Origin of the sequence: Paenibacillus sp. OAS669 (assembly GCF_014873645.1) — a bacterium.
Classification (GTDB): Bacteria; Bacillota; Bacilli; order Paenibacillales; family NBRC-103111; genus Paenibacillus_S; species Paenibacillus_S vulneris.
In genome coordinates this window covers 119865-144847 of record NZ_JADBDR010000016.1, presented here as the reverse complement: position 1 = coordinate 144847, position 24983 = coordinate 119865, and the positions used below count along the sequence as shown (strand labels likewise).

The following is a 24983-nucleotide window of genomic DNA, read 5'->3' as shown; positions in this document are numbered from 1 at the left end:
GCCAGTATCACAGCATATCAGCATGGGAGAGAGAGCAATGGGAATCTTTATTTTCGTATTTATTTGTTTATTTGTATCCGGGTACTTGTTTATCAATATGTTCGACAATACTCGTCAAACGCATAAAGCGGCCGTGCGGAAAAGAATAGTCATCTCGTTTTGCCAGGCCATCATTATTTCGGGTATCATCCAGTTTATTATTCATTAGCAGGAAATATCGCTAAGAAAGGGGCTTTTCACCGGGAAAGGCCCCTTTCGTCATGGATTAGAGCGCAGAAGTGCCGGTTACTGATTAATGAATTGCTTCAAGGGACCGATCACTAGGTTCATTCCGTCTACCATGCCTTGAAGATAAACAACCTTCTCGATATCATGAGGATTTTTATCGGCTACATCCGACAGCTTCCTGCGAAAATTGTATTGGGTCGTTTCCAGGTTGGCAACCAGCCCCGTAAAGTCCTTGACCGCTTTCTGGCATTCTGTAAAATCCTGCTCGGTAAACAGGTCATTGTTCTTGCTGATTAACTCTTTAATAAAATGATCGGTATACTGTGACATGCAGTTCAACTCCTTAAAGCTTTTCAGCAGTTTCCGTACGGCAAAGCATAGCTTATCGTTTGTTCTCAAGGCCGTTTCTATACATGCAAAGGCCCTTGACACTTCCAACTGTAATCGATATAATAACAGTATGAAAGGCAAACAGCAGCAAATAGCGATCAGGTTTATGAGGAGGCATCACTGTGAATAGCGAGTTTACAATAGCGGTTCATAGTCTGGTATTGCTCGCTTACAGACCCGATCATATGGCCACAAGCGATATGATCGCCCACAATGTATGCACCCATCCGGCGCGAGTGCGCAAAGTCATGGCGCTGCTTCGCAAGCACGGTTATGTAGCCGCCAAGGAGGGAACCGGGGGAGGATTTTTGCTCCATTGCGATCCTTCACAGGTCACACTGGCTGAGATGTATCGTTTAACCTCTATGGGGTCCGTCAAGCCGGGATGGTGTTCGGGCGACGTGGAGCAGGATTGTATGATTGCATGTAATATGGCTGTGGTGATGGATGACATATTCGCTGGGGCGGAGAAGCAATTGATTGAATATTTCGGTCAATGGACGATCCGCGATGTATTGGAGCGGCTGCGTCGAGAGCAAGAGAAGAAACGTTAGCGTTTCTTTTTCCGGGCCAAACTGTTACGAATAAGATCTCAGTTAGGGTATGCCTATCGTTTGCGGCAAGGAAGCCTTGGTAAATGGCAGGTAAACTGTAATTCGTTTAATTTCAGTTAAGCAGATCCTTATTTGAGGAAGGAGAGTGGCAGTAATGACATCGATCCGTCAGGATTGGATTAAGGTAAGCGATTGGGTTAGCGGAACGTCGGCGGAGGATGAGAAATTTATAGGCTATGTGGAATCCATTGATGCCTATGGGACGGTGAAGGTTCGGGTTACCCAATGCGATCATGAAGAAGCGATCGGTCAAGTCGTTACCAGCTCGTTGGGCAAATTGTCTAAGCTGACCGATTATGTGCCGGTAGAAGCGGGTCTCCGCAGCTTGATGGATCTGGCCTTAATGACTCGCGATCAGGAATGGTTTGACGATTTGTACGCGAATCTCCGCATGCTGCAATTTGATCCAAACCGTAACGACAAGCCTTTCCATGGATACGGTTCAGGCCCTTCTATTAGTCGAGTTCGAATCGATTAATAGTTTAGGTTGATATATATCAAGGTTAAAACTATTTAAAGGAGAGTGCATACTATGTCTTTGATTAAAGTAGAAGATCACAATTTTAAAGAAACGATTGCTCAAGAAGGTGTCGTGCTGGTAGATTTCTGGGCTCCGTGGTGTGGTCCTTGCAAAATGATCGCCCCTGTTCTGGAAGAGATGAGCCAGCAATTGGGCGACAAGCTGACGATTGCCAAAATGAATGTGGATGATAATCCGGAAACTCCCGGAGCTTACGGTATTATGAGCATTCCGACTATGAAGCTGTTCAAAAACGGCGTCGAAGTGGCTACAGCTGTCGGTTTCAGACCATTGGGTGATATGCTGTCCTGGGTAGAGCCCCATTTGGCCAACTAATGGAAAAGGATAAAAACATAACAACCCTGCGGGTACCTGGATCATCCGGGAAACCGTAGGGTTGTTTTTTTACGTTATAAATCCTTGCGGTTGAACATGAATAATCCTGCTGCTATCGCAGCGAGGGTATAACAAGCCGCATAGAGTAAAAACGAATTGGATGGGACTTGGCCGATGCCGAACGGGCCGAGAGCGGAGTCCAGTTCTGCAATCCCCTGCAGCTCGGGGAGATAGAACATCTCGGAGAGCATGCGATGTTGAAGGGATTCGGTAGGCATGGCGAGGGACATTAATCCCGCTATAGTTGTCAACGGTTTGACGGCGTCGTTGTCCAGTCTGGCGATGCTTCCTACCTTTTCGATCATTCCGCCAAGCCACCCCGCTCCGTACAGCATGGTCATAAACACGCCGTTCCCCAAAGCGGAGAATATGCACGATCCAAGCATCGAGACGGAGACCAGGATCGGAACTACGGAGGCGAATAGCAGAAACGATTTGATCAGTGCGAATAGATCGGAGGGAACCCCCGAATGGTAATCGGTGATCCATAAAATCGAAACGAACAGCAGGGCGGCGTACCCTATTCCCAAGGTCACATAGCCGATCCACCGGCCCATATACCAATGCCAGCGCGGAACAGGACGAGGCATGAGCGCCTGCAGCACCCCTTGCTCCGCTTCTCCCGAGATAACGGCAAAGGAGCTGAAGATGGATAGAAAAGCGATAACAAAGGCTCCGAAAAAGAAGCCTAGCGTTAAAGTAATACTGCCTAGTGTAAAGCTTTGAATAAGATAAGTTATGCTGGTCTTATCCTGCGTGTCATGAAGCCGTGCTCCGATGGTTTGAGCGACAAACCAAAAGGCGAGCAAAAAAACGATCGTCATGAGCAGTGTCAACAGCATAACTCTTTTGCGCAGAAGCTCTTTCCAGGTCATTGCGATGATAGCGTTCATGCGCGTTCCCCCCTATGACTCAATCCGGACACGGCGCTCATGAACCATTCGTCCAGCCTTGTTTTCGATTTTTTCACCTCATACAAGGTCATGCCTTGCTCAATCACGAGGCTGTTCAGCCAGCCAATCTGCTCGTCATCCTCCAGCTCCGCTTCCAGCCATACGGAATCGCTGTCGTGTGGCACCCCCAGCGAGGCTGTTGCGATCGGAAGACCTGTCATGTCCTGAAGACATGTCAAACCAAACGGCGTGAACCCGCCGACACGCAAGTGCCAGCGGGTTTTCTCCTGCAGCACGTCGGAGACGGCTCCGGTGTGCAGTATATTTCCATTATTAAGCAGGGCGACTCGGTCGCACAGCATTTCGACGTCCTCAAGCAAGTGAGAGTTAAGGAATATCGTTTTTCCTTGCCCGCGAAGCATGCGCAGGAGATCACGCACCTCCATGCGTCCGATAGGATCCAGCGCGGAGGCCGGTTCATCCAGGAATACGAGCTTCGGATCGTTAACGAGAGCGCAGGCTAAGCCCAGTCGCTGCTGCATGCCCTTGGAATAGTTCTTCACGCGGTCTCGCCCGCGAAGACCGATTCCTACTTGATCAAGCAGCTCGGGAACGCGTTTTCCGGCTGTGACAGGATCCATGCCGCACAGCTTGGCATGCAGCTTCACAACCTCCTCGCCGCTCAGCCATTCCTGATAGCGGTACAGCTCCGGCAAGTAACCGATATGGCGCCGCGCTTCTACAGAGCCGATCGGTTCGCCCATGATCATCGCGCTCCCTCCGGTAGGACGGATGAGGCCGACGAGCATTTTGACGAAGGTGCTCTTGCCCGCGCCGTTAGGGCCGAGGAAGCCAAAGGCTTCCCCCGCACCAACTTGAAGCGTAATACCGCGGCAGCCGCGGCCGTTTCCGTAATCTTTGCTTAAATTCTGAGCATCAATCATGGTTTGGCTCACAACTTGATCAACTCCGTTACTTTAGCAATAAGGGCGGCGCGGCTCGTTAGCCCATTGCTGCCGTCAACCCTGTACAGCTGCCCTTGCTTCACCCAGGTTGCCGAGTAGAAGGTTGTCTTGCCCTGGTTGTATTGATTGGTGCTTACGATGACGTCTACGCCCTCGACCTTCACCTTTTCGACCTGGCCATTGTCTATAATAGGTAGCGGAACGGAGCCGCCTTGCAGGACACCGGCTGTTTGCAGGCTTTCCTTAAGGTTCTGAGGCAAAAGCGGGAATTGCAGCACCGCATCCAGCGCCTCGGCTACCGGAATGGACGGATCGACCGTAATTGTCGGCACCGGTGTTTGCGAGAACGAATAGCCCTTGGAATCTCCCTTCTCGGAGGAATCTTTGATTACATACAGGTGAACAGCCTCGCCCATTTCCAGCGTGATCGGTTTGCCGTCTACGGAGGCCGGCAGCAGCTTCGTTGCCCCCAGGCGTTTCATGGCTTTGTTAACCTCATCCACATTCATATTAAAAGTAAGGCTGTTGGATGGGGAAACATAGATTTTATTTTTGGCATCATATTCAGGCGGGATAACAATTTTATGTCCAACAATTTTGGATGCTTCAGAAGCCTCGACCTCGCCGATAGGTTTGCCGGACGTTTGGGAGAAGGTTCCGAACTTGTTGATCGACTCCCGTTCCTTGCCGTCCCCGAAAGCACCGTTCAAGATCGTTTGCAAATCATTTTCCTGTACCACGGTAAGCTGCTGCATGCGGAACTTGTTCAAGATCGCCGCAAGAGCCTGGTTGCCGGAAGGCGTAGCGACGGTAACGGCGATAACCCCTGCCGCGGCGGCGCCGGCAACCCATTTTTTGTTCTTATGCAGCCAGCTGGCGAACGATCCGGATTGCTTGGTATGTCCGGATTCCGGGCTGTTAGGGTAAGCCTGCGGAATTGCTGGCTGGCTTGCGCTTCCTGCCATCGCCGGAGCTTCCGTTACGGAAGCTGTAAGAGGAGCGGCTGCGGCATCCGCCGTCAGTTGTTCGGACCAGCGGGACCATTGAGGCTGCGCAGGTTCTTGAGCAAGCTTTTTCTGCAGCTTGGCCCAAGCGGCATCCGTTACCTCTCTATCATTCTTTTTAGTAGATTCGCTCATCGAATTTCCTCCTATTCCATACGTGCATGTGCTTGCGTTTGCGCTTCGGCATGTTTTCTTAACCGTTCTGTAGCCCTGTGCAGCAGGGTTCCGACCAAAGGGGGGCGAACCTGGAGCTGCTCGGCGATTTCCGCGTAGCTGTATCCCGAGTACTTGAGGAGAAGCGCCTTGCGGTCTCGTTCGGGCAATTCCTCCAGCCATTCACGCATTTCCTCCTGGTCGAGCTGTTTCATCAGAAGCTGCTCGTTAGACGGCTGCTCCTCTTCCGTGCTGAGGATGTGCAGGGATTGCTTCTCATGCAGAGCGCGCTCCCGGGCCTTTTTATTCAAATGGTCGTAGGCGATCCTTGTCAGCACCCGATGCAGCCAGGCGCCTATCACAGACGGTTCGTCCGGAGGGTTGCGGTAGAGACGCAGGAACACCTCCTGAGCCAAATCTTCTGCGGCCGCCTCATCTCTGACAAGCCCGATGAGCTTGCGGCGAACGGTAGGGTAATGTATATAAAACACTTCGCGAAAATAATCAGATGTTTGTTGTTGTTGCGGTTCCAATCGATTGTCCTCCTTTCAGCTGCAGCTATATATAAGACGGAGCATGACATGATTTTGTATCAGCAGCCGAAACAATTGGAAAACATTTTGTCCTTTTTTATTATAACCCGGCGCAGGCTGTCGTTTTGCAGTTATAATGGAGGGGAACAGCTAAGCAGCCATGACGGCTGTAAAAGGGAAAGCTAAAGCCTCCGAACATGCAAATAACAAAAAGGAGTCGTTGTCATGGTTCCAGCTTTATTCGTTGCTCACGGAATGCCTACATTAGTGCTGGAAACGAACTCTTATACGAAGCTGCTGCGTAATTTGGGATTGCTGCTTCCGAGACCTAAAGGGATAGCCATTTTCAGTGCGCATTGGGAGCATCCTGTGCAGATGATCTCAAGTGCACCTCAACTGGAGACGATGTATGATTTTTTCGGCTTTCCGGAGCCGCTTTACGAATTGGACTATCCGGCCAAAGGGGATCTGGTACTAAGCATGGAGATCGAAAGGCTGTTGTCCGGCGAAGGGATCCGGTGTGAGCTGAATCATCGAAGGGGACTGGACCACGGCGTATGGACCGTAATGAAGCTGCTGTACCCCGAAGCCGATATTCCGCTGGTATCTCTGTCGGTACATCCCAGGCTGGTTCCCGAGGAGCAGTACCGGATAGGCAAAGCCTTGCTTGCTTTAAGGGAACAGGGGGTCATGATCATCGGCAGCGGCGGCACCGTACATAATCTGTCGAAGCTGAGATGGGAGAGCGAGGGAGCCGATAAATGGGCTGTACATTTTGATCGGTGGCTGGCGGATAAAATCAACGTGTGGGATTTGGAGTCTCTATTCGATTATGCGCAGAGGGCGCCCTATGCCCAAAAGGCTGTGCCGACCCAGGAGCATTTGGCTCCTCTCTTTATATGTATGGGTGCCGCCGACCGGAACCGGTCCGCCAGACTGCTGCATCAGCAGTATCAATACGGCACAATGAGCTTATCGGCATGGATGTTCAAATAAGCTGCCGAAGCATTGCAGCTATCGGCTGGTGCATGGGAGAGTGAAGGAACGGCAAAAAACAGAGCCCGCACCAGGTGCGAGCTCTGCCCCATCGTTTAGTTCATCTTTATCCAGCTATCCCACTCATGGACGCCGATACCGCCGAAAGAAGGGCGGCCTCCTATTTGCTCCAGCAATGCCGACAATTCCTGCATCATAAGGGCTTCGCTTTTGCCGTAAAACGTACCCGGCTCGCCGCTGTCAACCGTATCTACAGCTACAAGCACAGGGACGCCGGCCTGGTCGGCTTCAGCCAGCTCGGTTTGGACTGACGAGGCAATGTCTTGGGCTTTATTGAAATACGCCATCAGCGTCACTTCATCCATACGGCGAATAAGCCAATCCGACAAGGTTGTCCTGCCTCCTTGTCCGTCACCTACTTGAAACGAATCCAGCCACACCGGCATATCCATGCCGACGGTCAGAGTGGAATCGCTCTTCACCTCCTCGACAAATCCGCTTACCGTGTCTTTCCAAAGTCCAATGACCCTATCCGAATCCTTACGCCATTCTGGCAGTACATAAGGCTCCACATCCAAGTGAATTCCGGCAAACCGCTCCTCAGGAAGGACACTCCCGTTATAGCTTTTCACCCAGTCGATGAACTCGTACATGCGCTTGTTATACTCAGGAAGCACCCAATTCGGAGCGCCGCCCAGCGCTTGAATCTCGATGTGCTGAGCGTTCGCCTTGCGAATGAAGCTGCTGTAGTAAGAAGCGGGGTAGCTCGAATCCACCAGCAAGTAGACCCGGTTCACTCCTTTGCTCGTCAACTGCTGCAGCGTGCTGTCCGCTTCTTGGCCTATCACATACGGATTCCACATCCACGTGCTGAGAACCTGTTGGCCGTTAGCCTCAGCAGCCAGGGCGGAAGTCCCGTATAACAAGGACAGCCCTGTAAGCACCTGTCCGGCTAGTAAGCAGCTTAGCAGCAACCGGCATAACCTCCTTCTTGTCTTTGAAGTATTGAATAGTTTCATGTGCCGCAGAGTCACTTTCCTGCTCCTTCCAAATTCAATGTTGGCCTTAGGATGTACCTGATCGTTTAAGCTTATTTGATTCATGTAATTCCCGGCATCCGTCGCTTATCATTGAGTCTGGGCCGAAGGGAGGGGAGCAAGCGTATCCTTCGGCGGCTTTTTACCTTGCTCCGCGAATAGACTTTGCAAAATCGGATAGCTCTTCTTAAGCCGTTCATGATAATCGACTTTGTTCCAATGATCCCATTTGTAGGCCAGAGGTTCCTGCTTTTCTTTCCCCTCGGCACCGCGAACCCAGTGCGGCTCGACGCGGATCGACTTCACATCGTCGAATTTAAGCGCTCCGGCTTCGTAAGGGTACTTCCATGCCTTGTGCTGGCTCGGATCGGTGAAGCCCAGCATCATCCAAGGAATACGCACCTCGATAACCGGGCCGGAAACGAACCAGTCCGCCAAACTGTTGAAATCCGGGCTTGCCGGATCGGTCGTGCCTTGATGAAGCTGACCGAGCTCCACATCCTCGAAGGGAACCTTTTCCTTTGTTTGCGGCAGTACAAAGCCTTTGTTGACAGGCAGCTTATACGGCAGGAAGATTCCGTTCTCCGCATGAGCCCAGCTCTCCTGCCACGGCATCAGCTTCTTCTGGTAGCCGTACAGCCAGCTGTGATAATCGTAGGCGCTGCCGATGTACAGGGAGGAATCTTCGGCCCCCTGCAGCTTCATGACAAATTCTTGACCGCTGCTAAAGCTAACACCGGGCGCTTGATCCGCCGTAGTGCTTCCGCCATTCAAGGTGTCGAAGCCAAGGTATAAGGGGTTGTCTCCAAGCTTCCAATCGCCTTGGGAATTTCTCAGCATCAAATACAAGTACGCTTCATCGTGGGAAACCGACAGACTGTAGCCCGGATACTGCTTGGTTTCCACCTGCTTTCGACGATCCCAATCTCCCGTCTTGCCGTCCAGCACGATCGTATCCTCCGGCGATTTGCCCGGTTCAACGGCCAGCACCCCAAAATGCTCCTCGTTGGTAAGCATATTTCGCCAATACGGCCGCCTTGCAATAGGCGTATCCAGCTCGAGCGTGTTCCAGGTGATTTTGAACCATTCGTCCTGCCACGAGAACAAGACGGCGCCGTCGTAATTTTCGTTGTATATGCTTTGATATAGAGCGGCGTCGATTTCACCCTGCTCCTGCTCGGTATGCAGGCCCTGGTTGCGGTTCAGCGGACCGTAGTGGGCGAGGCCTCGGGAGCTAGGGACACCATACTCCGCCACAATCAACGGAATGCCTTTGTGATGCTCTCTTAAATCATGCAAATAACCGGCGTACGGATTGATTTCGCCCGTACTGTCCTTATAGGTCTGGTACTTATCCTCGTAGCTCAGCAGATCGGGATAATAAGGATAAATATGGTAAGAAGCGAAGTAGCCTGCCTTCCACGATTCCTGTGGATGAATATGCATCGGATCGACAGATACCAAATCTTCGTTCTCCGCCGGTTCATTCGGATGCGTAAGCGGGTCCGTTGTCACCCAGTTGGTGAATGAAACCGGATGCTGCCAGCCGTATTTCATCTCCTCCTGTGCTACGGTTTCAAGCATTTGCGCAAGCCAGCTTTCGAATGCAGAAGCCTCCGGCTTGGCCTGGAAATACGTCCCTTGAAACGGCTTCAAATCCGGATGCGCATCATTGGTTGCCTTGACCGCATAAGGATCCCATTCTGTGCCTACGACCCAGCCCAATACATAGGGCGAAATGTCCGCATCGTATTTGCCGGAAGCATGTCCAGGCTTGGCCTTTCGGTTGAGATTGCCGTGAACGGCATGGACGGCGTCTTGAATCTCTTGTTTAAATACGGCTATCGTATCTTCCTGATAGGCATCCCTCCCTTCGCCGCCATTCCCGTTCAACTGGTCCTCCGGGGCCCAAATGCCGTGAAGCACGTAGAGCGGGTCTTGGCGGCCGCTGTTGAATTCCGCCAGAGCCTCGTAGAAGTAGGGCGGCAAAATCGTATAGACGCGGATGACATCGGCATGCATCTCTTTGATTTGCCCGAACCAGCGCAGGTAATCTTCCTTGGTCGGACTGAGCTCTCCCGGCGCATGGCCGGGAGTAGTCGCGCCCAGATTGACGCCGGTCCAAAATTGCGGTGTCCAGCCGCTGCCGTTGTATACTTCTAAATGGCCGTCTTTAACCGAGGAGGTCTGCTTAATTCCCTGCTCTTCGAATACCGGCAGCACCGATTGCGGAGCGGTCTTGGCCGGTCCGGCGAACCAGCCTCTTGTCCCATGCGATAACGTCCATGCAAGCGCCGCAACGGCAAACAGCGCAAGGACCGCCAGAACGAGCAGGGGGCGTTTGTTAACCGAATTCACTTGCATGATATCCTCCTTTTAAAAAGCTCTATCTTCTTATCTATGAAGGGTGTGATGTTTAGATTGTTGAAAAACCTGATAATCTGAAAATTAGCTTCGGTACCCCAATGGGGTATCCCCCTCCGGTCGCTGTTGTTCTCAGGAAATAAGGATTATATTTTGCTTTATAGTGGAAATTTCCTGAGAACAAAGGCGAACGCTACCGCTCCTACAGGGGATACCCCATCTATTACCTTTCGTATTTTCCGTATGACAAAGCTTTTCAACAATCTGGGTGTCGATAGACGGTTTTCTCTCCACAATAGAATTTATAAGATTCCGAGATCATCGGAAGTGAAAATTGTATTTGGCGATAAAAACTTCCGCTTAACGCGGTCGCTCATCTACGGAAGGACGTCGATAAAAGTTTTATCACTTCAAACATAAGGATGTGCCCGACTTTACGAGTGTCATTTTATCGGTGCTGCAGCTGAGCTCCCGTTCCTCCTTCACTTCGATTCCGAGCGCTCTAAGCCGTTCCTGATTGGACCAGCTGTATGTGAATTCAGCCGGAATCGGCTGAGGCACCTGACGCAGCTCGGCAAGCTGGCCCCTCAGCTCCTGATTCCAGGCGAACTGTTCCTTCGTGTACATGCCGGTGACGAGCAGCGCATTCGCTGCAATCAATACGGCCAAGGTCCAACCGGCAGCCTTTATGGTCCGGTAGCCGTTTTGCAGACTCAGCGCCAGCCAGACGCAGATCAGCGGCACGAACCATAGCTGCGGCACGTAGCGGGCCCACCACGCCGCCGGATTGACGAACGCCGAGGCCGCCAGCAGCAGGATAATGCCAATGGCCGCTAACGTCCAGCCGGTGCGCCTGCGAAAGGCGAGCAGCAGCACCAGCAGCGACAGGATCAGCGCCCCGCTGAACAGAGGGCCGAAGCCGGACACCGCTACATCGGGCTCGCCGTACACTTGCAGCTCGCGGTCCGTGAAGGTGAACGGCCATTTGAATTGGGTCGGCCTTTTCTCCGTGCTGTTGCCGACGGTCGTCGCAAAATAGGAGGAAGCCGCTTGCTCGAAGCGGTTCATCATTTCGAGGTTGCGCGGGATGAAGTTTTTGACGACGTCAATCGCTTCTTCACCGGCTAGCGGGTAGAACGGATGCCCGTCCCGGACGGTATTCGTCACATACGGGTTGTAGCCGACCAGCAGGACGCCCGCTAGCCCGCCGATAGCGCCGATGCGGAACAATCGCTTCAAGAGCCCGAATTGCTCACTCATATATAAGACGATGAGAAGCCCGACGGTCAGCAGGCCTGCATACGCGATCGCTGTAAATTTGATATTCATGATGAGAATCATGGTCAAGGTATAGCCGATCAGCAGAATCCGGTTTGCACGTGAATAGATTAATGCGCCGAGCGCAACCAGACACGGCAAGAGGGACGCCAGCAAGCCATCGACATAGTAGCTGAATGCTTGATAGATGCTGACAGGGTTTAGAGCAAGAAGCACCGCAACGATCCAGGCTTGAATGCGCTGGTTCGGCCGTAATTGGAGCAGTGCCGATAAGCTAAGCAGGGCAGAGGCGGCGATGGTAAGCAGGTTGATGGCTTTGCCGCCCTCCAGCAGGCCCGTTGCTTTATATATGGCTGCAGCCGCAGTCTCCGCGCCCTTGGCATAATGGTTGACCCAGATGCTGTTTCCTGTCGGCATGGACACAGGCGCATCATAGACCGGGTTCCACCCGTTGGAGAGCAAAATAATCGCTTCCTGGTGGTACGCTTGTCCGTCATAGGATAAATCGTAAAAATAGGCGCTGATCAGGAGACTGCCAGCAAACAGCAGGGCGGTGCACCCGATGGATGCTCCGAAGAGCCACCGAGGCAAATCCTCTCCTGAAGCCTGGAACACGAGCCATGCCGTTCCGACTGCCGCCGCAGCAGCTAGCCAAAAATGCAGCGGCAATAGCGGCACATGGACCAGGAACAATAGTGACGGAATGACGAAGCCGGCTACAACCAGCATCAATAGTGCCATTCCGGTCATCAAACTAAAGGAAGCAAGTCGGTTCTTCATTAGGTCACCCCTCCATTTTCATGCTTATACAATTGGATTTTAAGAGAGGCATTGTGAAGCCGCCCAGCCCAGCATCGTGCCAACGGCCAGTCCGCCGAGCAGCTCCAGGCGGGTATGCCCTTGACGTTCCCGCAAACCAGCTTCCGCCGTCGGGGTATTGTCACGGACCAGCTTATTGATCCATTTGGCGCTATCTCCAACAGCCCGCCGAATGCCTACCGCATCGATCATGACGATATACGTTAATGCTACGCCCAGTCCGAACATCGGGGTATCGAAGCCCTGATCGAAGCCGGTCAGCATCGTGACCGAGGAGACGACGGACGTATGGGTGCTCGGAAACCCGCCGTTCCCGATAAGATGACGCGCGTTCTGTCCATGCCGGATGCGGTTGATAGCGTATTTCAAGGTTCCGGACACGACCCATGCTATAAAAGGCAGAGCCGGATATAGGATGCGGGAGCTGATGTCCATGATCTGATCACCTCGATTCTTTTTGCCCATGGAATCTTTTCTCAAAAACTCTGCGATTAAATTCGTGATTAAATAGGGTAGCGGGGGAAGGTCCGGAAAAGAAGGCTTACCCGGTTCATGATGCCCGGGCGATCACCAGAACTCCGGCGGAGATCAGGATCGCGCCGCACCATTTTTGTACAGAAAGAGTCTCTTGGAATAAGAAGAAGCTGAGCACCATGACCAGGATATAGCTCAGACTGATCATCGGATAGGCCGTACTGAGCGGGAATTGCTTCAAAGCAAGCAGCCAGAAAATCGAGCTGAGCCCGTAGCTTCCGATACCGGCGATCACAGGCCAATAGGCCTTCAAGCCCGTCCACGTTAATAAGGCAGCCCCCGCAGGCTTAACCCCGTCAACGCCCCATTTCATCAAAATCTGCCCTGAAGCACCCAACAAGACGGAGGCAATTAACCATATGTATTTCATCACACTATTGGTTCACTCCCTTTTAATTGCTGAAAAACAGCAGGATGCAGCCGACGGAAAGGCCGTACAGCACAACCGTTATTAAAATATGCTTGTCTTCCAGCAGCAGCTTTTCCGGACGTCCGCCTTTATCCTCGATATGAATCAAATACAAATAACGGAACATGCCGTACAGCACGAAAATGAGCGTCCACATCAGATGGATCGTGCGTCCCGACGTAAATGTAAACAGAGCGTAGCTCATGATCGTGGCTGTCGTAGCGATGGCAGACATTTGGTCCAGCATTTCCACCGAATACGACTCCAGCACTTTGCGGTGAGCCCCTTTGCCGCCTTCGAGCAGCGCCAGCTCATGACGCCTTTTACCGATTGCGAGGAATAAGGCCAGCAGCATGGTGCAGATCAGAAACCAGGGCGTAAGGGCCACACCGATCACCAGACCGCCTCCGACAGCCCGCAGAACAAAGCCGGATGCAATAATCAGCAGATCGAGAATGACAACATGCTTCAGCTTTAAGGAATAGAGCACGTTCAAGAAAAAATACGCCGACAGGACAACGCCGAACAAAGGCTGAAAGCGAAACGCTACAAGAACGCAGCACAGCAGCAAGACAAACCCGAACACCAAGGCCATCTGCGGCTGAATGGCGCCGGAAGCCAGCGGCCGATGCTTCTTCTCCGGATGCATCCGGTCTCTTTCCCGATCCACGTAATCGTTCAAAATGTACACGCAGCTCGAGACGAGACAGAACAGGACGAAGCCGGTCATAGCCCGGATCAGCATATTCAAGTCTGCCTGTTGGATGGAAAAGATGAGTGCGGCGAACACCAGCAGGTTTTTGGTCCATTGCCGCGGTCGCATTAACGCCAAGTAATGCATCGGCAGCGCACGGCTTTCCCCTCGCTTCAGTTTGACTTGAGCTTTCGTTTGGTCCATACCCCATTCTCCTTTTCGTTTTGATTTTTGACACGTGCAGGGCAGAGGGGTGTCTGGGATTCCTTCGGTTCCGGCATTCATTATATCGAAAACGCCATTCGATAAAAAGAACGAAATCATGCCGTTTTTTGGAGAATTCTAGAGGATTTTTAATGATTTCGTTCTCTAAATCGAAATAATTCGCTATTTTGAATTTTTATTTTGGGTAATTCTGCGGTATACTCCAAGATATCGTTCTGTAGATAGAACAATTCGACTGTTCTCTGCATAGAACGATCTCGGCCGATACTCGACCAAGCATCTATTACAACAAAGGATCGATGGCGCATGTTGGGAAAGCGAGTGAGGAAGCTGCGCTTGGAGAAGGGACTTTCCTTATCCGAGCTGTCACAAGCCTCAGGTGTGGCCAAATCGTACCTGAGCACCCTTGAGCGGGACATTCAGTCGAACCCGTCCGTTCAATTGGCGGTTAAAATTGCAGCTGCATTGGACATCTCTTTGGAGCAGCTGGTACAGCCGGAAGTGAAGCAGCAAGCACCTTTATCGAGGCAAGACTGGTACGAGCTGTTCGAAGAGGCGGCGAATGCCGGCATTAGCCGGGAAGAGCTCAAGCGGATGATTGAACTGCAAAAACGATAGTGATGAAAACAACCACGAGGAGGAGTAAACAATGTGCGGTATTGTAGGCTATATCGGAAGCAGAGATTCGCAGCCGATTCTTTTGGAAGGATTAAAGAAACTGGAGTATCGCGGATATGACTCGGCCGGAGTGGCCATCTATACGGACAGCGGCCTGAAGCTGAAGAAAGCAAAGGGAAGAATTACTGAGCTGGAGCATAGGCTGCAATTTGAGCCTTTGGCGGGCTCGGCAGGCATAGGCCATACACGATGGGCGACCCACGGCAAGCCGTCGGATGAGAATTCCCATCCTCACACAGACAAGGATCGGACTATCTCTGTCGTACATAACGGCATCATTGAAAATCATATGCAGCTGAAGGAGGAGCTGGAGCAGCTCGGCTATACGTTCGTGTCCGAAACGGATACGGAGGTGCTGTCCCATCTGATTGCCCACTATTATGAAGGCAGTCTTGTACAGGCCGTTCGCCATGCGATTTCACGGATCCGGGGCGCCTACGCCATTGCTGTGCTATCGGCCTATGAGCCGGACAAGCTGGTGGCGGTACGAAATGCGAGTCCGCTAATTATCGGAGTCGGACACGGTGAAAATTTCATCGGATCGGATATTCCGGCCATATTGGAATATACGCGGGACGTCTATATCCTGAACGATGGGGAAATGGCCGTATTAACCCGTGAAGGGGTTGATCTCATGACCCTGGAAGGCAATTTTATCGCAACACAGCTGTTTCATATTGACTGGGACCTGCTGATGGCCGAGAAGAACGGCTTCGATACGTTCATGCTGAAGGAAATTCACGAGCAGCCGAGAGCTTACCGGGATACGATGCGCGGAAGGATCGACGAGAAGCTGCAGAAGGTCGTGCTGCCGGGGATGCAGCTTACCGGGGAGCAGGTTCGTTCCATAAAGCATATTCATATCGTCGCCTGCGGAACCGCCTATCATGCGGCATTGGTCGGGAAGAACGTCATCGAACGGCTGACCCGCATCCCCGTGGAGGTGGATTTGGCATCGGAATATCGATACCGGATGCCTGTCATTCCGGAATCTACCATGGTCATTGCCGTCAGCCAGTCCGGCGAAACCGCCGATACGCTCGCAGCGATGCGCGAAGCGAAGGAGAACGGTGCACGAGTACTGGCCATAACCAACGTGGTCGGAAGCTCCGTCGCGCGTGAAGCCGACGATGTTCTGTTTACGCTGGCGGGGCCGGAGATTGCCGTTGCCTCGACCAAAGCCTGTACGACACAGCTGATCGGCTTCTATTTGCTCGGATTGTATATGGCGGAAGCACGGGGTACTATCGATAAAATTACGCAGCTCGAGCTCCTTGCAATGCTTGAACGGCTGCCTATGCAGGTAGAAGGGATGCTTCAGTACCTGCAGCCGATAGAACAGCTCGCCCATCAAATAACGCGTCATGAGCATCTGTTCTTTATCGGCCGGGGACTGGATTACTGCGTCGCGATGGAAGCTTCCCTCAAGCTGAAGGAAATCTCCTACATTCATTCGGAGGCTTATGCGGCAGGAGAGCTGAAGCACGGATCGCTGGCCTTGATCGAGGACGGAACCCCCGTCATTGCCCTGGCAACCGATGACCGGCTGATGGAGAAGACCCTCAGCAATATTAAAGAAGTCAAGGCGCGGGGGGCGTACGTTATCGGCATTGCATTAGAGGGCAACACCGAGGTTGCCAAGACAGCGGACCATGTCATTTATGTGCCGTATACCCATTCTCTGCTGACGCCTGCCGTTAGCGTGATCCCGCTGCAGCTGCTGGCTTATTATACCGCTGCCCTCAGAGGCAACGATGTGGACAAGCCGCGCAATTTGGCCAAAAGCGTTACGGTAGAATAAATAAAAAATACAGCGTGCTGTTGGAGGAGAGAAACGTATGGAGATGGAGCCATTACAACAGACGGCTTCCGTATTGTACGTACTGGGAGCCGCAATAGCCGGCGGGTTCGGCATCTTGGGGCTGCTGCGATTCCGACATCAAAGCAACGCCAGGCAGCTGAACGAAGGCCTTGCCAAGCATCAGGACTACTTTGCCTATTTGAGTGTCCAGATGGATGAAACCCAGGCTCTACTGCCCCCGCCCGGTTCTTTAACCCGTATGGAGCTTCGAGCGGTGCAATCGAAGCTGCTGGAATGGATCGAAACGATCCGGGGGCCGCACCGGGACAAGCTTACAGCCTTGTGCCGTGATATGGGACTGATCGATATGGAGCTGGGGCGGTTGAACAGTCCTTGGCATGCTGTTCGCGTGGAGGCTGCATACCACCTGGGCGTCATGCGCGCCGGTGAATGCGCCGAAGCACTGCTAAAGCTTCTGGAGCGCGAGATAGCGGAGTCCACCGCGTTCGTGGTCGGACGTGCGGCCGCCAAATGCGCGCAGAGGCCGGAGGAGCTGCGGCGGCTCATGTCGCTGCTCATGGAGCGGCATCCCCATGCGCAGCAGCTGACAGCGGACATTCTGTCCGCATCATCGCTCGATCCGGCGCCCCTGTACGCCGAGATATTGGACACTGAGACGGATCCGGCGCTGCTCAAGCTGGCTTTGACCGGCTTGTCCAGCGGAAGCCGTCCGTGCAGCTTAGCATCATTGGAGCGACTCCTGAGGTCGGAGGACGCAGAGGTGCGTCTCCAAGTGGCGAGACTGATGCTGAGGTATCCGCAGGTTTTGCCGCCAGGCCTTGTCGGCGAGCTGCTTGCTCATCCTGATGGAGAAATCCGGGCCGCTGCTGCACAAGCGGTTGGTGAGCATCAGCTGTTGTTCTACACTGAACCGCTGAAGGCTTCCCTTGCCGATCCACATTGGCAGGTGCGCTATGGCAGCGCCCAAAGCTTGATCCGGCTGGGCCTCGACGGCTTTGAAGTCTTGTGCGAAGCCGCCCGCGATATGCAAGCAGGGCCGGCCAAGGATACGGTGTGGAACGCCATTCATGAGGCGATGGATCTGTCGGCCGCAGCTGCTGAACGAGAGATGCGGCAAATCCCGCTGCATAGTGAGATGTCGCGCTTATACCGCACGAAGTTTCAACAAAATTACACGAGCCCTTCTGCTGCGACGGATTCCCATCGGTTCGTAGAAAGAGGGACAGGATGAGAACTTTTTTATTGGATTATGGAATTGCAGCCACTTATTTAATTATCGGGTCCAGCCTGCTCTACTTGTTCATTCTGGCTGTATCCCATCAGAAAATGCTAACGCTTGTCAAAAGCACGATGTACTCCCGCTATAGGGAGCTTGCAGGCTCAGAGCACGTACCGCCCGTATCGATTCTGGTCCCGTCCCATAATGAGGAGCTGACGATTATCGAGAGCGTACGCTCGTTGATGCTGCTGGAGTTTCCGGTCTACGAGGTCATTGTGATCAATGACGGGTCCAAGGACCGCACTCTGCAGGTATTGATAGAGGAGTTCGACCTGAAGCCGACCCGCCTGACTCATTATCAGCCTCACCTAGAGTCCAAGCCGGTCCGGGGGATGTATCATAATCCCCTATATCCGAAATTGGTCGTCATCGACAAAGCAAACGGCGGCAAAGCGGACGCATTGAACGCCGGAATCAATGTCTCCCAATACCCTCTTGTTGCGACTATCGACGCCGACAGCTTATTGGAAAAAGATGCGCTCATCCGCTTGGTCAAGGTTTACATGGAAAACCCGGAGGAGCATATCGCTATCGGCGGTAATGTGCGCATTGCCAACGGCAGCAAGGTAGAGGACGGCCGCGTCACCTCCGTTCGCCTGCCGGACCAATGGCTTCCCGCCCTGCAATATGTGGAATATATGAAAGCATTTCTCGGCGGGAGGATCGGCTGGAGCTCGGTGAACGGGCTCCTGATCGTATCCGGTGCCTTCGGATTATTCCGCAAGGACTGTTTGATTGAAGTCGGCGGCTATGAGGAGGATTGTCCGGGCGAGGACATGAATATCGTCATGAAGCTGCACCGGAATAGACTCGCCCGGAATTTGCCTTACAAGATCATCTTTTGCCCCGATGCGGTTTGCTGGACGCAGGCGCCTGATACGCTGAGCATCTTGGGCTCACAGCGCCGCCGCTGGATCCGGGGCACGCTATGGAACGTGATTCGATTCCGTTCGATGCTGTTCATCCCGAAGTATAAGGTCATTGGCTGGCTATCGCTGCCATATACCATTTTATATGAAACGATCAGCCCTTACATCCGCTTATCCGGGCTGGCGGCGCTGGTCGGGTATGTGCTGATGGACATGACCCAGCTGCCGGTACTGCTCGTCTTCCTGCTGGCGAACCTGCTGATTGGACTTATCTTCACACTAGGCTCCCTCATTATCGAGGAGATTGCCATGGGGCGAAAGGTCAGTGGTCCAAGCTTGCTTCGCATTCTAGGCTTATCCGTTATCATTTCCGTATATTATGATCCGTTAAATGCATGGTGGAAGCTGCACGGTCATTGGGATTATCTACGGCGCAACCAAGGCTGGGGGAATATGGTCCGGCGCAGCTGGACGGCAGATACGGCGAAAGCTACCGCCTCCGCTGCGGAATCCAGCGCTTCCAAGGCACAGGCCATCTAATGGTTTGCTGACTATGCTCTCAATCAACTTTGAAACGAATGGAGTGAATCTGTTATGAAAGCTTCTTTGTTAACTCAATCCGTAGGATCAGACCATCTGTACCATCAAATTAACCAAGTGCTTCAATCCTCAGAAGGGTGGAGCAGCTGCGGTGTTATAACCGCCCTGTCCCGCATGCTGAGCTCCATAGAGCTTCAGGATTTGGAGACGCGATTGAAGATGGAGGACTTGAACTTGATGGTGCTCACCGAATATGAAGCGAATGAGGGTCTTCTAACCATTCTGCTCCCCGGACAATCGCTCTCCTTTACCCATTATTTGGCCATAACGGTGAAGGCATTCCTTCATGACGCCGGATTGCTGTCCGGCAGTCTTGCGGTTGCCAGCTTCCCTGAGAGCTCGCTGCTCACGCCGGAGGCAATTCGGGATTTTGTAGCGCTGATAGAGGATGGGGATCGTACGGGTCATGAAATCGCTATTTACTCGGGGCAGCCGGCCAGGGCATCGGTTCCAAGCATCGTCATGGTTGAGCCGAATGGCGATCTGCAGGAATTTCTCCATATGCGCCTTGGCCACCGCGGATACGACGTTCATCCTGCGCAGGACGGTCTGGAGGGGCTGCGGCTCATTGAGTCGGTCAAGCCCGACCTGGTTCTCACAGAGCTGATGCTTCCCGCACTCGACGGATACCAGCTTATTCACCGCGTATCGCAATCGGACCAGGCACCGGACTGTCAAGTCGTTGTGATGACGGATCTGGGTGTGGAGCAGGATGTATACAAATGCTTCGAGCTTGGCGTCGCGGACATTATCCGCAAGCCGTTCTCTCCCGTAGAATTGGAGGCTCGTCTGCGGAGATTGCTGGCTTGATCGAACCGTATAGGGAGTAGATAAGGAGCTTAAATTATGAAGGGTACCCGCTTCCCGGTCACTTGGCTGCTGCGCCTGATTGCGGTTGTTCTCGTCGGCACCCTCATCTGGCATTACTGGCCTGCCATGAAGGTCGAGAGCATGAAGAGCGCCGACGGATCGCACATCAAGTTTCGCACCCAGGGTGATCACATCGAAATGTACGATAAACAGCAATGGACTCCTTTTTTCGTAAAAGGGGTCAATGTAGGCGCAGCGCTGCCGGGGCATGATCCCGGGGAGCTGCCTATAGACAAGGCAACGTATTTGAAATGGTTTCAGCAAATTCAACAGCTTGGCGCCAACACCATTCGGGTATACACCATTTTGTCCCCGGTCTTCTATGAAGCGCTGGTGGAATATAATCAGAAGCATGCGGACAATCCGCTTTATTTTATCCAGGGTGTCTGGACACCGGAGGAAGAATTAATCGAGAAAAAAGACGCTTATCTGGACGACATCTACCAGCAATTTGAGAATGAAATTACGCTGGCCGTCGGGGCCGTCTACGGGACGGTGGAGATTCCGGAGCGCTTCGGCAAAGCGAGCGGCGCGTACCGTGCCAATGCCGGTCCGTACCTGCTTGCCTGGCACCTGGGTACGGAATGGGAGCCGAATATGGTGAAGAACACCAACGAGAAGCATAAGGATAAAACCCAGTACCAGGGCACCTTCATATCGGCCAAGCCCGAAGCAAGCCCGTTTGAAAATTGGCTGGCGCGTCTTCTGGACCATCTGGCCGTACAGGAAGAGCAAAACGGCTGGAAGCATCCGCTCACCTTCACGAACTGGGTGACGACCGATCCGCTAAAGCACCCTGGAGAAATCCTGATCCAGGAGGACATGGCCAGCGTGGATGCGACTCATCTGGATGCTGCCGGCTGGCAGGGCGGTTACTTCGCATCGTTTCACGTTTATCCGTATTACCCGGACTTTTTCCGGCTGGATACGACGCTGCAGGATGTTAAGAATGCCGACGGCACTGCCAATACCTACCGAAGCTATCTGCGCCAGCTGAAGGCCTATCATAAGGGGATGCCTGTTATGATTACGGAGTTCGGTATCCCGTCTTCCGTTGGGATAGGGCATCTGGCCAACATGGACCGGAATCAAGGCGGGCATGACGAAATGGAGCAAGGACGGATCAATGCCTCGCTGCTGCAGGATATCCATGCCGAAGGAATGGCAGGGGGCATTGTCTTCTCGTGGCAGGACGAATGGTTTAAACGGACGTGGAACACGATGGAGTTCGAAATTCCTCAGGCGCGCCGAAAATATTGGCACAATGTGCTGACGAACGAGCAGTATTTCGGGCTTGTTGCGGAAACGTCCGGCAAGGAGGGGGTACTCAATATCGATGGAGACGCCAGCGATTGGAATAAGCTGAAGGCGGAGGATAAGCAAGTTCTCCAAGGCTCTTATCCGGGATTCCAATCGATAACCATGACGCATGATGAGTCTTATGTCTATATCCTTGCGGAGCTCACGAAGCCGTTTGATCCCGAGCACGAGCTGCTGAATCTGGGAGTGGATACGCTGCCCGGGGGCAACAAGCATGCGAAGGAGCTTGGTGGACGCCAATTGGATGAAGGTCTGGAGACGCTCATTACGTTAGGCAAAGATAGTGAAAGCGAAGTGAAAATCGCATCCAATTACGATTTCCATAGCCGATTATACGGGAAGCTGTACGGTATGCTTCAGGTGAAGCCGGAGGAGATGAAGGATGATTCCGGACTGTTTCACCCGTGGAAGCTGGCCGTCGGATTGGAGATGATCCCTCCGGATTCAACCAAATACTATCCGTTTGAGGATGTGGCTGCCGGCCGCTTGACGAGAGGAACGACCGACCGTACTTCGCCGGACTTCAATTCTCTCGCGATGTGGCAGGCCAAAGGGAGTGTGGTCGAAATGCGCATCCCGTGGATGCTGCTCGGTTTTACCGATCCGAGCTCCTTACAGGTCATGAGCTACGAAGAGAAGGACGGCAAGCTGGCAGCGGCAACGACCCAAGGCATTCGTCTCGTTCCTTGGATTCAGCAGCGTAGCGAACAAAATGCTCCGTCAGCCGGGGAGACTGCTGCCGAAACGGTCGCCGTATCCAAGCTGCCTATCTACAGCTGGCCTGTCTGGAATAAGGTCGAATACCATGAAGTATTGAAGCAAAGCTATGATCTCATGAAAGCAGCGTTCGAACAGATAAAAAGCCCTTCCTAAACCGGAAAGGACTTTATCAAGCCCCGGCCTTCGGGGCTACTTTTGTTTGTTGCGCGAGTTGCGCCATTTATTGAATTCCAAAAATTCCGCAAATTGCTCCTTGCTGACCCCGGATTCCTTTGCTTCCCGTAACAGCTCCATCCATTCCTCATCCAGCTGCCCTTGAGGGGTGGTGTCGTTATGGAATAAGGTTTCTACGGAAACCCCCAGCACTTGACTGATCTTTTCCAAAAAATGAACGGAAGGATTCGATCTCAGATCTCTCTCTATCGAGCTTAAATACGATTTGGCCACACCGGCCTTCTCCGCCAGCTCGGAGATAGAAAGCCCTTGCTCCAAACGCAATTGCTTGACTTTTTTGCCAATCATGGTCGTGACCCCTTTATGTTCTATCGTCAGTTCTACTAGTTATTTACACTAAGTATTTATTATATTTTAGCAAAGAATAAGCCGTCTGTGGCTTTATTTTAAATGTAACCGTTTACAAATGAAAATAAAAAAGAAGAATCCGCAGATTCTATAAGAAAATAGCCTATTCTTCTTCTTCTTGGTTACTCTTGTTTTTCATCTTTATGTTTGTTTTTTTACATTCATTGAAAAATTGCCGGACTTCCTCTGTGGAAAGTCCCGAATCACGGGCGGCGATCATCAGGTGAACCCAATTCATATCCTGTCTTTTCGTATGCACTGTCGAAGACAACGACATAGCCTAATCCCTCCTGGTTTCGGAAATTTGGCACATTATACTGTTCGTCCGACGATTCGGATTTTTGTCCGCTGAGGGTCGTATTTGGGATTTTTTGCCTATTTATTTTAGGGAAATGAATCGTATGACCCAATAGAATCATACATTCAGAAGCCGTTCGAATCCAAGGTTGAGGGGAGGTCGTTCTGACATGACGATTTAGGTACTTTTATTACGAACGGGTCAAATTTTAATCGTTTTGTGATCCATTTGAGCTTCAAGAACATCGTATAACGCCAATTTATAATTGATTTTATCTAGATTGTAGTAAAGTTCTTTTATTTTTTTCTCAATTTCTGATTTATGGGTTAACATCATTTTTTTGCGTATTGAAATCGTGCGATCCCCCTCTTTAAATAGGTTTACATATTCCTGGATTTGAGTGATGGGCATTCCTGTTGCCCGAAGTGCGGTTGTAAAGTGAATCCACTCTAAATCTTCTTGGTCATATATGCGGTTCCCATTTTCGCCGCGCTTTACATAAGGGAGAAGTCCCTCGCTTTCATAGTAGCGAAGTGCGGAAGCCGATAGTCCTGTTATCTTAGTAACTTCTTTTATACTCATCATAATTCTTCTCTCCTACATTAAAGTGTACTTTAATACATTTTCAAACAACGTTAGATAGATATTTGTATGATAGCTGCCAATATCCATAAGAACCAAACTTGGTGCGGGGAAATATGGGGATAATTATACAAAATTTATCGAAAGGAATAAACGGTTGACTTCAAGTCCGCTTTAGCATGTACGCTATAAAAGGAATTAAATCCCGCTTTGGAAAGGATGAGAGGATTTTGAAAACTAGACAATTAGGTCACAGCAGTCTGGAGGTTTCGGCAATTGGTTTAGGCTTGATGGGAATGTCAGAACTGTATGGAAAAGCGAATGATGAAGAATCGACTCGTGCAATTCATCGTGCATTAGAATTGGGCGTTACGTTGCTTGATACAGCCGATTGCTATGGAAATGGCCATAACGAGGAATTGCTCGGCAAAGCATTAAAAGGACGCCGTGAACAAGCGATTATTGCGTCCAAGTTTGGTGTGGGACCAAATTTTGAAGGAGTATTCGGACATCCCGACTATGTGAAGGCAGCGATCGATAGAAGCTTAAAACGGCTAGGTGTTAATTATATTGACTTGTATTATTATCACCGTATTGATCCTGAAGTGCCAATTGAGGAGACGGTAGGAGCGATGTCCGATTTGGTGAAGGAGGGAAAGGTGCGGTATATTGGGTTGTCAGAAGCATCGTCAGATATCGTGCGCCGAGCCCATGCCGTTCATCCTATTTCCGCTTTGCAAACAGAGTATTCACTTTGGAGCCGGGAAGTAGAAACCGATATTTTGCCTACTGTAAATGAATTAGGCATTACTTTCGTAGCGTATAGCCCATTAAGCAGAGGATTTTTGTCTGGAAGCGTTCGTAGGTTCGAGGATTTTGCCGAAACCGATTATCGTCGAGTCCTGCCGCGTTTCCAGGGGGAAAATTTCCAGAAAAACCTTGAGTTAATTGATAAAGTGAAAGAAATCGCAAAAGAAAAAAATTGTACGCCTTCGCAATTAGCTATTGCTTGGACGATGGCCAACGGAACTTTGCCGATTCCCGGAACGAAGCGCATGTCCTATTTGGAAGAAAATATAGGATCGTTGGAAGTTACGCTGACTTCCGAAGATTTACGTCGTATAGAAGAAGTATTGCCCAAAGATTCTGTAAGCGGTGAGCGTTATTAATGAAATTACTCATCGCGGCTTCTTGAATTCGGGCAATGAAACCGTCTACGGTGGGAGAGTGCATCGCTGGAAGCTCGGAACGATAGAAGCTATGACGCGGTCGACGTCATGGAACGGCATCAAATAATCTGAATATTAAAAA

27 protein-coding genes are annotated in these 24983 nt (G+C 51.7%); 13 read left to right on the top strand and 14 right to left on the bottom strand.

Features of this window, described 5'->3' with window-relative positions:
* Positions 1–37: 37 nt before the first annotated feature.
* Complete coding sequence (locus GGC63_RS27900) at positions 38–208, top strand: hypothetical protein (RefSeq protein WP_192705092.1); 171 nt, start codon at positions 38–40, stop codon at positions 206–208.
* Between the two features lie 77 nt (positions 209–285).
* On the opposite strand, the gene GGC63_RS27895 is transcribed toward GGC63_RS27900, so the two are convergent.
* Positions 286–558, bottom strand: coding sequence for a hypothetical protein (locus GGC63_RS27895; protein ID WP_079914043.1), 273 nt, complete (start codon positions 556–558; stop codon positions 286–288).
* A gap of 182 nt (positions 559–740) precedes the next feature.
* Here GGC63_RS27895 and GGC63_RS27890 point away from each other — a divergent pair, with 182 nt between their 5' ends.
* The 3 genes from GGC63_RS27890 to trxA all read left to right on the top strand — a co-directional run bounded on the left by GGC63_RS27890 (position 741) and on the right by trxA (position 2088).
* Positions 741–1172 carry an RrF2 family transcriptional regulator gene (locus GGC63_RS27890; RefSeq protein ID WP_079914044.1) on the top strand — a complete coding sequence of 144 codons (432 nt, stop codon included), beginning with the start codon at positions 741–743 and terminating at the stop codon, positions 1170–1172.
* A 154-nt stretch (positions 1173–1326) separates the two neighbouring features.
* Positions 1327–1710 carry a hypothetical protein gene (locus GGC63_RS27885; RefSeq protein WP_079914045.1) on the top strand — a complete coding sequence of 128 codons (384 nt, stop codon included), beginning with the start codon at positions 1327–1329 and terminating at the stop codon, positions 1708–1710.
* A 54-nt stretch (positions 1711–1764) separates the two neighbouring features.
* A complete protein-coding gene (trxA, locus tag GGC63_RS27880) occupies positions 1765–2088 on the top strand; it encodes a thioredoxin (RefSeq protein ID WP_192705091.1) in 324 nt (107 codons plus the stop codon).
* Positions 2089–2162: 74 nt separating this feature from the next.
* Here trxA and GGC63_RS27875 read toward each other — a convergent pair whose 3' ends face one another.
* Genes GGC63_RS27875 through GGC63_RS27860 form a run of 4 tightly spaced genes read right to left on the bottom strand, consistent with a single transcriptional unit; the run spans position 2163 to position 5696 of the window.
* Positions 2163–3041 carry an ABC transporter permease gene (locus tag GGC63_RS27875; RefSeq protein WP_192705090.1) on the bottom strand — a complete coding sequence of 293 codons (879 nt, stop codon included), beginning with the start codon at positions 3039–3041 and terminating at the stop codon, positions 2163–2165.
* Positions 3038–3985, bottom strand: coding sequence for an ABC transporter ATP-binding protein (locus tag GGC63_RS27870; protein WP_192705134.1), 948 nt, complete (start codon positions 3983–3985; stop codon positions 3038–3040). Before GGC63_RS27870 ends, GGC63_RS27875 begins: the two co-directional genes overlap by 4 nt.
* Positions 3986–3993: 8 nt before the next feature.
* On the bottom strand, positions 3994–5145 hold the full coding sequence (locus GGC63_RS27865; RefSeq protein ID WP_192705089.1) for a hypothetical protein: 1152 nt from the start codon (positions 5143–5145) through the stop codon (positions 3994–3996).
* An 11-nt stretch (positions 5146–5156) separates the two neighbouring features.
* Positions 5157–5696 carry a sigma-70 family RNA polymerase sigma factor gene (locus GGC63_RS27860; protein WP_192705088.1) on the bottom strand — a complete coding sequence of 180 codons (540 nt, stop codon included), beginning with the start codon at positions 5694–5696 and terminating at the stop codon, positions 5157–5159.
* A gap of 225 nt (positions 5697–5921) precedes the next feature.
* On the opposite strand from GGC63_RS27860, the gene GGC63_RS27855 reads away from it, so the two are divergent.
* Positions 5922–6692 (top strand): DODA-type extradiol aromatic ring-opening family dioxygenase, encoded by a 771-nt coding sequence (locus tag GGC63_RS27855; protein ID WP_192705087.1) that lies wholly within the window; start codon positions 5922–5924, stop codon positions 6690–6692.
* Positions 6693–6787: 95 nt separating this feature from the next.
* Here GGC63_RS27855 and GGC63_RS27850 read toward each other — a convergent pair whose 3' ends face one another.
* The 6 genes from GGC63_RS27850 to GGC63_RS27825 all read right to left on the bottom strand — a co-directional run bounded on the left by GGC63_RS27850 (position 6788) and on the right by GGC63_RS27825 (position 13974).
* A complete protein-coding gene (locus GGC63_RS27850) occupies positions 6788–7666 on the bottom strand; it encodes a hypothetical protein (protein ID WP_192705086.1) in 879 nt (292 codons plus the stop codon).
* A 153-nt stretch (positions 7667–7819) separates the two neighbouring features.
* Positions 7820–10093, bottom strand: a complete 2274-nt coding sequence (locus tag GGC63_RS27845; protein ID WP_192705085.1) for a hypothetical protein — start codon at positions 10091–10093, stop codon at positions 7820–7822.
* Positions 10094–10498: 405 nt separating this feature from the next.
* Positions 10499–12151: a hypothetical protein gene (locus GGC63_RS27840; RefSeq protein ID WP_192705084.1), complete on the bottom strand. Its 1653-nt coding sequence runs from the start codon at positions 12149–12151 to the stop codon at positions 10499–10501.
* A 39-nt stretch (positions 12152–12190) separates the two neighbouring features.
* Entirely contained in the window at positions 12191–12625 is a 435-nt protein-coding gene (locus GGC63_RS27835; protein ID WP_192705083.1) for a divergent PAP2 family protein, read from the bottom strand.
* Positions 12626–12740: 115 nt separating this feature from the next.
* Positions 12741–13094, bottom strand: a complete 354-nt coding sequence (locus GGC63_RS27830) for an EamA family transporter (protein WP_225948555.1) — start codon at positions 13092–13094, stop codon at positions 12741–12743.
* Positions 13095–13116: 22 nt separating this feature from the next.
* Positions 13117–13974 carry a decaprenyl-phosphate phosphoribosyltransferase gene (locus GGC63_RS27825; protein WP_377740202.1) on the bottom strand — a complete coding sequence of 286 codons (858 nt, stop codon included), beginning with the start codon at positions 13972–13974 and terminating at the stop codon, positions 13117–13119.
* A gap of 384 nt (positions 13975–14358) precedes the next feature.
* Between GGC63_RS27825 and GGC63_RS27820 the strand changes: the two genes are divergently transcribed.
* Genes GGC63_RS27820 through GGC63_RS27795 form a run of 6 tightly spaced genes read left to right on the top strand, consistent with a single transcriptional unit; the run spans position 14359 to position 22363 of the window.
* The gene (locus GGC63_RS27820; RefSeq protein WP_192705081.1) at positions 14359–14670 is read left to right on the top strand and encodes a helix-turn-helix domain-containing protein; all 312 of its coding nucleotides are present in this window, start codon (positions 14359–14361) and stop codon (positions 14668–14670) included.
* A gap of 31 nt (positions 14671–14701) precedes the next feature.
* The gene (gene glmS, locus GGC63_RS27815; protein ID WP_192705080.1) at positions 14702–16531 is read left to right on the top strand and encodes a glutamine--fructose-6-phosphate transaminase (isomerizing); all 1830 of its coding nucleotides are present in this window, start codon (positions 14702–14704) and stop codon (positions 16529–16531) included.
* 37 nt (positions 16532–16568) lie between these two features.
* Positions 16569–17783, top strand: coding sequence for a hypothetical protein (locus tag GGC63_RS27810; protein ID WP_192705079.1), 1215 nt, complete (start codon positions 16569–16571; stop codon positions 17781–17783).
* Positions 17780–19240, top strand: a complete 1461-nt coding sequence (locus GGC63_RS27805; protein WP_192705078.1) for a glycosyltransferase family 2 protein — start codon at positions 17780–17782, stop codon at positions 19238–19240. Before GGC63_RS27810 ends, GGC63_RS27805 begins: the two co-directional genes overlap by 4 nt.
* Before the next feature lie 54 nt (positions 19241–19294).
* Complete coding sequence (locus GGC63_RS27800) at positions 19295–20110, top strand: response regulator transcription factor (RefSeq protein WP_192705077.1); 816 nt, start codon at positions 19295–19297, stop codon at positions 20108–20110.
* A 36-nt stretch (positions 20111–20146) separates the two neighbouring features.
* On the top strand, positions 20147–22363 hold the full coding sequence (locus tag GGC63_RS27795) for a hypothetical protein (protein ID WP_192705076.1): 2217 nt from the start codon (positions 20147–20149) through the stop codon (positions 22361–22363).
* Positions 22364–22399: 36 nt separating this feature from the next.
* On the opposite strand, the gene GGC63_RS27790 is transcribed toward GGC63_RS27795, so the two are convergent.
* From GGC63_RS27790 to GGC63_RS27780, 3 genes are all read right to left on the bottom strand, one after another.
* Positions 22400–22732, bottom strand: coding sequence for a helix-turn-helix domain-containing protein (locus GGC63_RS27790; protein ID WP_079914062.1), 333 nt, complete (start codon positions 22730–22732; stop codon positions 22400–22402).
* A gap of 163 nt (positions 22733–22895) precedes the next feature.
* Positions 22896–23069, bottom strand: coding sequence for an anti-repressor SinI family protein (locus GGC63_RS27785; protein ID WP_225948549.1), 174 nt, complete (start codon positions 23067–23069; stop codon positions 22896–22898).
* 222 nt (positions 23070–23291) lie between these two features.
* On the bottom strand, positions 23292–23675 hold the full coding sequence (locus tag GGC63_RS27780) for a MerR family transcriptional regulator (RefSeq protein ID WP_192705075.1): 384 nt from the start codon (positions 23673–23675) through the stop codon (positions 23292–23294).
* A 227-nt stretch (positions 23676–23902) separates the two neighbouring features.
* Here GGC63_RS27780 and GGC63_RS27775 point away from each other — a divergent pair, with 227 nt between their 5' ends.
* Both GGC63_RS27775 and GGC63_RS27770 read left to right on the top strand, forming a co-directional pair.
* Entirely contained in the window at positions 23903–24841 is a 939-nt protein-coding gene (locus tag GGC63_RS27775; protein WP_192705074.1) for an aldo/keto reductase, read from the top strand.
* A complete protein-coding gene (locus tag GGC63_RS27770; protein WP_192705073.1) occupies positions 24828–24968 on the top strand; it encodes a hypothetical protein in 141 nt (46 codons plus the stop codon). Before GGC63_RS27775 ends, GGC63_RS27770 begins: the two co-directional genes overlap by 14 nt.
* The last annotated feature ends 15 nt before the right edge of the window (positions 24969–24983 follow it).